This is a genomic window from Paenarthrobacter sp. NPDC089714 (assembly GCF_044748905.1).
Taxonomy (GTDB): Bacteria; Actinomycetota; Actinomycetes; order Actinomycetales; family Micrococcaceae; genus Arthrobacter.
In genome coordinates this window covers 1-1714 of the sequence record NZ_JBIVGX010000042.1, presented here as the reverse complement: position 1 = coordinate 1714, position 1714 = coordinate 1, and the positions used below count along the sequence as shown (strand labels likewise).

Genomic DNA, 1714 nt, shown 5'->3' with positions numbered 1-1714 from the left:
AGACAATATGAACGGGGGCGGCCCGCCTGGGGCGGTCATTATCGCCGGGCTGGGTCCTTCCGCGCCAGCTTCCCATGGGAGTGCAGGTTTCGCGGGAGCGCCGGCGCGGCCGGCCCTTGGCTCGGCGGTCATGCCCTTGTCCGGGCGGGCCAGCGATGAACGCGGGGCCGGGGCCTTCTGTGTCACACTGCCGCGGGTTGCCATCGAGGCAGCCTCTTGGCCCGGGAGGGCTTGGGGGCCTGCAATGGTAGTGCCGCATGTGAATCTGAGGAGGTCCCGGCTATGTTTGAGCATACTTTCGTTGGGCTCGATGTTCACGCGTCGAGTGTCGTTGGTTGTGCCTTGGATCCGGTCACGGGGGAACTGGAGCGAGGGACGATGGCTGCGGAACCGGCCGTGGTGCTGGACTGGATCCGCCGTTTCGAGCCGCCTGTCAAGGCCGTGTACGAGTCCGGGCCCACGGGTTTCGTGCTGGCCCGGACTCTTCGGCAGGCCGGTATTGACTGCGTGGTTGCCGCGTCGTCGAAACTGTTGCGTGCTCCCGGGGACCGGGTCAAAACGGATCGCAGGGACGCCCGGGTTTTGGCCGAAATGCTTGCCGTTGGGCGGGTCACCGAAGTCCGCGTCCCGGACCTGGAACAAGAAGCCCTGCGTGATCTGTCCAGGCTGCGGGATTCGGCGGCCAGGGATCTTTCCCACGCCCGGCAGCACGTCAACGCGTTATTGCTCCGTCACGGTATCCGCTACCCGAAGGAACACAAATGGACCCTGGAGCACGGTGCGTGGCTGCGTCACCAACGTTTCGATGACCCGGTCCTGCAGTTCACCTACGAGTCCGCCGTGGAACAGGCAGACCTGCTCCATGCACGCCTGAAGAGAATCGATCAGCGCCTGGCCGTGATCGCTTCGGACTGCCAGTACGCGCCGGTGATCAACGCGCTCATGTGTCTGCGCGGAATCCAGGTCGTGACCGGTTTCGGGCTCGCGGTCGAGATCGGCGATTGGACCCGGTTCACCGGCTCATCCATCGGCTCTTATCTGGGTCTGGTACCCAGCGAGCAGTCCTCCGGGACCTCCCGGCACCAAGGACCGATCACCAAGGCCGGCAACACCCACGCCCGCAGGCTCCTCGTCGAAGCCGCCTGGCAACACCGCCGCCCCTACACCGGCCCCGGCGGCAGACTCACCCGACAAATGGACCTCGTGGACACCGGAACCCGGATCCGCGCCTTGGAAGGAAACCACCGCCTGCACCACAAATGGCAGCTCTTCGATGCCCGCGCTAAAACACCCGTCAAAGCAAACACCGCCATCGCCAGGGAACTCGCCGGATGGTGCTGGTCCCTGGCCGCGCCGCTCCAACACGAACACCAACACGGGGAGCGTATGAACGCAGCCTGAGAGCCCCCCTAGAACGTGCCGCCCGGCCATCGGCAGGACACGGCGCGGGCCAGCAATCCGGGGCCAACACGGGACCCAACTGTGTGGCCGACAAAATCAATGCCGATGCCCGAAGTTAGACACCGACACGCTCCCGGTCGAACAATCGTCATGCGGTACCCATCCCGCGAATATCAGTCTGACCATTGCAGTCGAAAACGACCCCGCGCCAACCAGCCCACACCGGGCCGCACCCTTCAAGCGGCCCACGCAATCAACACCACGCGGGCCGCTCACCACTGCCCTTGACACCCCAACCTACATATCAGTTGGG

1 protein-coding gene is annotated in these 1714 nt (G+C 65.1%); it reads left to right on the top strand.

Going from position 1 to position 1714, the window contains the following annotated elements; translation table 11 throughout:
* Positions 1-282 precede the first annotated feature (282 nt).
* Positions 283-1401: an IS110 family transposase gene (locus tag ACIPY3_RS23170; RefSeq protein WP_400337908.1), complete on the top strand. Its 1119-nt coding sequence runs from the start codon at positions 283-285 to the stop codon at positions 1399-1401.
* The last annotated feature ends 313 nt before the right edge of the window (positions 1402-1714 follow it).

Coding starts and splice junctions, on each gene's coding strand:
- ACIPY3_RS23170 (WP_400337908.1), top strand. CDS start 283: ATGTTTGAGCATACTTTCGTTGGGCTCGATGTTCACGCGTCGAGTGTC.